10 protein-coding genes are annotated in these 7684 nt (G+C 38.3%); 8 read left to right on the top strand and 2 right to left on the bottom strand.

The genetic code is table 11. From position 1 onward, the window contains the following. Positions 1-79 precede the first annotated feature (79 nt). Both R7Q41_RS20350 and R7Q41_RS20345 read left to right on the top strand, forming a co-directional pair. Complete coding sequence (locus R7Q41_RS20350; protein WP_203347288.1) at positions 80-292, top strand: hypothetical protein; 213 nt, start codon at positions 80-82, stop codon at positions 290-292. A 308-nt stretch (positions 293-600) separates the two neighbouring features. Then, positions 601-1758 (top strand): tyrosine-type recombinase/integrase, encoded by a 1158-nt coding sequence (locus R7Q41_RS20345; protein ID WP_025634105.1) that lies wholly within the window; start codon positions 601-603, stop codon positions 1756-1758. On the opposite strand, the gene R7Q41_RS20340 is transcribed toward R7Q41_RS20345, so the two are convergent. Continuing rightward, positions 1755-2477 carry a hypothetical protein gene (locus R7Q41_RS20340; RefSeq protein ID WP_025634107.1) on the bottom strand — a complete coding sequence of 241 codons (723 nt, stop codon included), beginning with the start codon at positions 2475-2477 and terminating at the stop codon, positions 1755-1757. The genes R7Q41_RS20345 and R7Q41_RS20340 overlap by 4 nt on opposite strands. A 178-nt stretch (positions 2478-2655) precedes the next feature. Here R7Q41_RS20340 and R7Q41_RS20335 point away from each other — a divergent pair, with 178 nt between their 5' ends. Beyond that, positions 2656-3018 (top strand): hypothetical protein, encoded by a 363-nt coding sequence (locus R7Q41_RS20335; RefSeq protein ID WP_025634109.1) that lies wholly within the window; start codon positions 2656-2658, stop codon positions 3016-3018. Between the two features lie 3 nt (positions 3019-3021). After that, complete coding sequence (locus R7Q41_RS20330; protein ID WP_025634110.1) at positions 3022-3459, top strand: hypothetical protein; 438 nt, start codon at positions 3022-3024, stop codon at positions 3457-3459. Here R7Q41_RS20330 and R7Q41_RS20325 read toward each other — a convergent pair. Further along, a complete protein-coding gene (locus tag R7Q41_RS20325; RefSeq protein ID WP_025634112.1) occupies positions 3456-3947 on the bottom strand; it encodes a hypothetical protein in 492 nt (163 codons plus the stop codon). The two genes, R7Q41_RS20330 and R7Q41_RS20325, sit on opposite strands and share 4 nt — an antisense overlap. 344 nt (positions 3948-4291) lie before the next feature. On the opposite strand from R7Q41_RS20325, the gene R7Q41_RS20320 reads away from it, so the two are divergent. The 4 genes from R7Q41_RS20320 to R7Q41_RS20305 are packed head-to-tail and all read left to right on the top strand — an operon-like array spanning position 4292 to position 7404. Continuing rightward, positions 4292-4816 (top strand): J domain-containing protein, encoded by a 525-nt coding sequence (locus R7Q41_RS20320; RefSeq protein ID WP_162781067.1) that lies wholly within the window; start codon positions 4292-4294, stop codon positions 4814-4816. Then, positions 4803-5327, top strand: a complete 525-nt coding sequence (locus R7Q41_RS20315; protein ID WP_077202328.1) for a hypothetical protein — start codon at positions 4803-4805, stop codon at positions 5325-5327. Before R7Q41_RS20320 ends, R7Q41_RS20315 begins: the two co-directional genes overlap by 14 nt. After that, positions 5324-6253, top strand: a complete 930-nt coding sequence (locus tag R7Q41_RS20310; RefSeq protein ID WP_025634116.1) for a type IV secretory system conjugative DNA transfer family protein — start codon at positions 5324-5326, stop codon at positions 6251-6253. Before R7Q41_RS20315 ends, R7Q41_RS20310 begins: the two co-directional genes overlap by 4 nt. A gap of 8 nt (positions 6254-6261) precedes the next feature. Next, positions 6262-7404: an ATPase, T2SS/T4P/T4SS family gene (locus R7Q41_RS20305; RefSeq protein WP_025634117.1), complete on the top strand. Its 1143-nt coding sequence runs from the start codon at positions 6262-6264 to the stop codon at positions 7402-7404. Positions 7405-7684: the final 280 nt, after the last annotated feature.

Raw genomic sequence — 7684 nt, 5'->3', positions numbered from 1 at the left:
ACCACCTCCGCAGCCATTTATTGGTGTGGTCTACAGAGGATTATGTCTTTTTAGAGGGGAAAATCCCTAGAACCCCTTAATGGAAAAATGCGACAGTTTCTATTTAGAATACCTACCAGCTAAAACAGATCCGAGTTACAAGAAGAAGATCATAGAAGTTCAACAGCTAAAGCCAGAGTGGATTGAACAAACCTACCAGAAATTAACTTGGTTACGATCTGACTATGGACTTCCTGATTATCCACCACTGGAAGACTTATCCAATGGTCAATTGACTTCAGTAAGCAACTGATTTCAAACCTAACAGCACAAGGCAACTTTAAATGTTGCCTTTTTTTTATCTATATTCAAGTAATATTCCCTTACGCAGTCTAGCAGACTATGTAGAACCATGGGTTATTATGTGGGTTTTACTTTAGTAGCTCGCTTTGTTTTCGTTAAGCTAATCTTCGAATAATTCATATAAACTCAACAAACAAATAACACTGTATAAATAGACATGATTATAAAGTGTAGTATAATTTGAGTTATATTACACTTTTTGGCCGTTAAGGTTAGCGTTACAGGTGACAGCGTAACACTTTATTTTTGGAGGTGAACGTGGAGATTACTAAGCAAAATTTACCAATTCCTGCATCCGGATTAGAAAAGATTAAGGCATTAGAACTAGGCAATAACAAAGAAAAAGAAAATCTTTCACGATTTAAAATCCCTTTGCCTGAACTTGACGGTGCAATTGATCCTGATCACCCAAACCTAAAGACAATACTAGATAACATGGCCATATTCGAGGCTACACGTGGTGGTTTTTCGAAGGCAACACAAAAAAACATGTTTTCCGCTGTTCGCTCTTGGATAAGATTTACTGAGTATATTGAATTAGCCTACGCATTTCCTATACATCCAAGAATGTTTTACTACTGGATACTACACCTAAAAAATGAACAGAAAGTGTCTTATGCGACTCTAATGAGCCGAAAGAACCTCATAGCCATATTTTTGAATCAACTAGGATTCGCCAACGTAACTGAAGACAAGCTTATAAAAGACTTTTTCAGGGGTGTAAAAAAGGATATGGCAGAATCTGATTTATCAAAGGTAGAGCAAAAAGTTGCTTCACCATTCAGAGCAAGCGATTTGAACAGACAGATCGAAATAGTTGGGACACTTGAACAAGCTGGGCCAAAGCTTTTCAAAGACCTAGCATACATGACCATTGCATACTCTACTGCTCTTCGAGAAGAAGAGATCTTTACTTTAAAACGTAAAAACGTCATCATTTCTGGTGACACTGTCACTATAGTGAGGACAAAATCTAAGACATCTGCAGCGCCACCCAAAAAGTCTATCATTGGCAGGTATGCAGGGATCGTGAAGAAATATATTGAACTTGTAGAAAAAGGAGTTGAGCTTTACAACCATGTAACCCCTTCAAGTCCAGTCGAAGATCAGGAATATTATATTTTTGGTTGGATTCTGAAAAATGGACAGCTTAAGGACCCATTAAAACCTATGAATGGTGTATCCGTACTTAGATTGTTCCGTAAAGCATATGAACGACAAAGTGTATTTAAAGGTCGTTGTTGGTCAGGGCATTCGGGACGTTGTGGAGCGGTAGTTGATGGGCATGTCGTTCATAAGATGAATGCAGTCGACCTTATGTCTATTGGTGATTGGACAAATATGGGTACTGTTAAAAGATATCTGAGAGCTACCGGTCACCTAGAAGCTTCAAATATCGAACTACAAAAACACTAAATCAAAGCTATCTGACGCAGAATTCGTTCTTGGTCCAAATCTGGAAACGCAGTAGCGAAGTAGTGTTTAGTAGCCACTTCTAATTGGGCCATAAACTTTATCTTTTGGGCGATGTTTCCTGTAAGGCTTATTGTTTTACCGGAGATGATTGTGCTTACATAAATCGAGCTCTCTTTAAATCCTATAGACAATGGCCCAGTTTGTTGTTGGTGAAACTTTAACTTGAAATCAAGGCATTTAAGGTTTTGAAGAAATAGGGAATAAGCTTGAATAAGTTCAGTGTGAGAAAAGGCAACTGAGATTTTGTTGTTCCAATCACTTGAGCGACCGTTATGTTCTGGGCAAATGTCTACAACAATTGAAATTAGGTTGTTAGCTATGTTTCCTAATCGAATCACCGCTGCACAATTTAATGACTTGTTATAGAGATTAATTTGACTATTTGGGTGGAAGTAAGCGTTTGATTTTGTGGCAGAAGGTTGCACTGATTGTGACTTGCCGCCAACTTCAGATAGACGAACGTCCTGCTTTTGTTGATTAAAGGCGTTCAAACAGACATCATTGCTTGGCAAAGTTGTACTTTGTGGGCTTAGGTGTTTATCGTGTACATTAACAATTCGATCTGAGGTTTTTTCTGATACTACATCCTGATGATTCAGATCATCTGTTATGTCAGAAAACTCGTTGTCTGGTTGAAATTCCCATGAATTTACACTCATATCGCCCCCAAAGTAGTACGTTAGTTGTCAAAAAAATGGCAAATACCCTTGTTTATGTATATCTTATATTGATACATAAGCAAGATTTATAAAGACTGGACTGGTTCCTGGTGAAGCAAAGAGGAGTTACCTTTGCCATCAATAGAACCGATGGGCACAAGCTTAAAACAAAAAATATATGAACCCAATCTCTCTAAAGACATTACCAAATTTTACAAGCTATGTGCTTTCTATTTCAGAGTACTTGCTCTTAAATGTTCTTGAAAACGACAAGAAAATCATAAAGAAAATTCAAAGCGGTGATGAGCTACCTCTACCTGAAATTAAAAACTCTTTAGATCAACGATTTGAAGATCTAAAGTTAGAAATATTTGACTATGAAATCCTTAAGTCAATCGCTATGAATTATCCTCATGACCACTACGCTGAAAAAATCGTGTCTTGTAACTATGACTATCATATGACAATGACCTGGTTCAAGAAGGCTATTCTTCAGTCATCTGTTAGACCACTTGCCTTTGCACAGCTTGAGTTAGGCTAAAAAATGGATTTAGAAAAACTCAAAGTGTCAGTTGAAAAGTTCTCAAGTCAGAACTTTCAAAAACAACAAGATATTCTCCAACTACAAAATAGAATGATCGGCACCATTCTACAAATCAGACTAAGTGCAATACCACCAGCTCGAAGAAGTGAATTCGATAATACCAGTTTTACAAATTTGCCAAGTTTGCTAACAAAATGGCAAGTTAATCCAAATGCTGTACAAGATATCAATTTCTTTCTGAATGAATTTGAGACAAAGTTTGGCAGGAGATTTGACCATATTAGCTTGAAGAGTGTTGAGAAAGCTAATGTACTTGAACCTAGTCAACAAACAATAAATCAGAGGCTAGAATCTTGTATAACTGGACCAGTAAATGAAAAGGACGCCATTGGTATCAAACAACAGCGTCCTGATAATGACTTCGACTTTTCTCGCTAGTAGAGCCCTTCCATAAATGCCTCATCATCAAGACATGCTCTTTCAATTTCCAAGAACTCTTCCATTTTACGTAAGTAATAGGACTGCTCTTCGAAAGTGATTTCATCAAACAAAAATTGATATCCGCTCATAGGTGTAGATGAAACTATTTTAGAGAGAAAGTGCTTTGACTGTTTAGTAAAGCCAGGAGAAACAATAAGCGCCGAAACATTGTTGGCTCTAATTGTTAGAAGTTGAGTTTGGCTAATAATTTCATGTTCTGCGTCTAGCCAACCTCGAGCTACCTTTAACTTTTTCTCTAAAAGCCTAGCGCTACGGTCTGAAACATAGCTTTCTTTTGAATTAAGCCTAACGTCACGATGATTAATACCTAACCGTGAAACTAATTCAAGATTAGCCTCACGATTGATTAAATATGCCGCACCACCTTCATTCTGTTTTGTAGCGAATATGTCGGAGAACAGTTCGCTGTAATGATTCTTATCCATAAATACTTTCTTATTTTTGAGAATAGACGCAAATAATCATGTGACTTGTATCTAAACATTAACTGCCGTTATGTCTAATTTTTACCCATGAAGAGTGAAACTTAAATAAATTTTCATCATTTGTTGCATATGTGTGAGCTATATCCCTATTTGTAGGTCGCATTACGCAAATATTTCTACAATTTGTTGAGTAATTAGTCTATTGAACCGATATCACTTCTGAGACTAGCAAATTGAAACTAACATTTGACTCAATAATAAGCCTATGCTAGCAGCTTTTGCTATTGTATTTTAGACAAAAATGGCATAGATTTATGCTATTATTTGCTATTAGACATCTTATTGTGTTCGAACTAATTAAAGAAAAAATATTGGGTTTGGCTTCCATACTCATCACTTCTTTCGCTGCTACATATTATTTGTCCGCGAGTTATACATTCGGTGTTTTCACGAGTGCCTTATTTGGCATCGCATATTTGTACTTTATGCAACGGCAACAACAACAATCGGTTAGAAGAAAGGAAGCACAAGCGAAGATACGTGGGTTTGGTTATACAAACTCAATTTCCTCTCAGATGGAAAGACCCTCTAATGCGAGTAGATCTCAAAGTTCTCCGACTCTGAATGAACAAAACCCATTTAACTTCTCTGAAGAAGAAGTTCAGGCTTTCAAATTATTAGGGCTACCTATTACGTCCCTCAATATTTCTGAAATCAAGAAAGCCTTCCATCAAAAAGTTAGGTATTACCACCCAGACATTAACCAAAACATCAGTACGGATGAATCAATCATCACTGTTTCAAATCTGAATACAGCTAAAACACTTTGCATCAATGCAACGAAGAGGAAACAAAATGAACGTCTTTAAGCTTTCTAGCATAGCATTCGCTTCTACTCTACTTCTTGGGTGCGCAACTAATGAAGTCAAAGATTTAAGGCACTTAGAAAAGAGCCCTGAAGAAAGGGCTTTTGGCGATCTTGAGCCATATGCAGTTGAAATGCTTGACGAGCTCCGATTGTTAGCAAAAACGAGAAGTGCACATGCACAAGCACTTAAAGGCCCTGAGCAGAGAAGGCAGGAGCGCATGCTCTCTACAATGCTGTTACCTGGTTTTGAAAAGGTTGTTGACTGGAATTGTGATTGTGAAGTCGAAACTGCCGTAAAAGGTATTGCTGAGACAGTAGGTTATGGTTCTGATCGAGTATTTACTTATGGCCAAAAACCACCTGGTGGCGTGTTTGTAAGTATTAAACTGAAGGATCAACCAATAAACGACGCAATAAAGATTATTGACTCTGAAAAGGGTGCCCAGGTAGACATCATGGTCGATAACCGACTTAAGACGATTGTCGTTAAATACTTGGAGACAAAAGCGTGAGAACCAATACTGCTATTTGTTTAATTGCTAGTCTATTTTTCAGTGTTACCACTTTGGCAGATGAATCTAAGCGCACCTATTACAGCTTAAGTGAACTAAAAGATGTAAAGGTTAGACAACAACTAGTAAGCGATGGTGAAGAGGCACTCAGAATTGAGTCGATCCGCGAAAGAGCTGAAGAAGTTGGCAGTGCGAATGGTTATATAGCTACGATGGAGCGCTTAACAGATGTAGTGGATAGCAAGTCTCACCTCTTTGACCGCTTGCTACCTTTCGAGCATCTCATTAACGCTTCTGCAAATCTAAGTTCAGGTGAAGCCAAGTACCTTCGTCCAGGTATGGTAGACAAAGTAGAAGCTCATGCCGCGATAACGCGAGACACAAAAGCTACGATTATCAGGACCGATAATCTTGTCTATCGATTGAGAGAACAACCTAAGCCTGTGTTGAGGAAACCGCATTGGTCTGACTATCTCTACGACAAAAATTCACTTACTCCGACCACATTAATTGACGAACTTTTACCTAGAAATTCAGAAGAATTGGAGATCTTCAACTCAGCTCTTGATGAGGGATGGGCCATGGGCTCAGAACAAGCAATTGCTGAGATGAGAACTCGTGTAATTAATGCTTTTATTGACGCAACAGCCATGATCCGTTACGTGAATTTAGTTGAGTCCGGATATATAGAAAAGCCAGATATGATTATTGAAAATGTAGGAATTACGGTACAAGGAGACCAATTAGGTTTAGGCACTCAGTTCATATCTTTGAGTGGTGAGGCAGTTTGGCAGACAAACTCTGATCTCTATTCTTCACCAGTAATAAAAGACCCTAGGGGCTCTGTACGTAGGGATGCTGTTTCTAAAGTAGAAACTGAAGGCCTTACTCACGACCAAATTAAATCCATTCTCGTTGAAGAGTGACACCTACCATGAATGATATTCCATTAATACCTGTTTCAAGCGAAATGACACAAGTAGATATCGAAACTGTCATATGGAAAGCAATTGAGTACGGTGCTTCAGACATTTTAATAGACTGTAACTATCGAATCAGAATCGATGTAAACGGGCAAATCAGGGAAATCACTGATAAACAAATGCAACCTAACGCATGCCGTAATATTCTTGAATATATGCTCGGCACCAAAAAATCGCTGATTAACAATGTTAATGCAGCTACTCCTACGTTTTTTGCATTCGTTACCAAAAACCCCAATGATCAATCTCAGATTAGGAGTTTCCGCATTGCAGCTATTACCTCAAGGTCACTTGAATATGGAAAGACCTATAAGATGGTTGGTAGGTTGAACCCTAAAACACCAAAGGACGCAGAATCTTTGGGTATAGAGCCGGAGCTAGTCAATCTTGTAAAGCATAACCGTAAAGGTATTCTTATGTTTGTGGGAGGGGTAGGCACAGGCAAAACAACTACTATGGCCGGAATTGTAACTTCAGTGCTAAAAACTCCCAGCCTTGGTAAGCATATCTTAGTTTTTGAGGACCCACCTGAAATTAATTATGAGGGAGTAAAGATTGCTCCTGGTAACAGTATTTCAGTTCATGAAGTAGGTTCAGTTGAAACAGACTCCGATGTTCAAAGTTTTAATCAAGGCCTTGAAGCTGCTCTTCGTCTTCGTCCAGATATCATCGTTCAGGGCGAAATACGAAGTAAAGAATCAATCGAAAACGCATTTAACGCTTCTAACACTGGCAACTTCTTGATGGCTACAATACATGCAAACTCTTGCGAGACAGCGATGAGCCGCATCTACAATATGATAGATGGAGAGAATAAGCTGGCTGTATTAGCTGGTTTTATTAGTCAACTCTCTGGCATTGTCGCTCAGATACTAGTTAGAACTCTCGACGGTGAAAGGATTGCTGTTAGAGAAACCCTATATCTAACTGAAGAAATCAGAGAAGAAATGCTGAAGTGTAAATCTGACACAGAGATATCTGTAGTAGTAAGAAGGCACCTAAAGGAACAAGAGCTTACCTTTTCTCAACAAATCGCAAACCTATATCACAACAGTGAAATTGGGCCAGAATATCTCCTTATGGAATCAGAATAATGGAATATAAACCGAAGCTGGATAGAAAAGCGGTACAAAATGCGATGAAAAGACCACTTTTCCTACTTATGGACGGGTCTACTATCGTCCCGGTTTTGACATTGCCAATAATGTTCAGCTGGAACTACCTTAAAGCCATGTGTGTTTTCTATGTATTAATGTCTTTAATCTCTCTTACCAAAAGGACACCATTAGAGTTTTTTATACACCTCCTGTCAAAATACAACCAAGGCAACAACTTGCCATATCGAAAAAACGAAATTTGGAAGCCAGATAACCG

Source organism: Vibrio sp. 2096 (assembly GCF_033339595.1).
Taxonomy (GTDB): Bacteria; Pseudomonadota; Gammaproteobacteria; order Enterobacterales; family Vibrionaceae; genus Vibrio; species Vibrio alginolyticus.
Note: the sequence above shows the minus strand (reverse complement) of the source record. Positions and strands in the feature narration are given on the sequence as shown.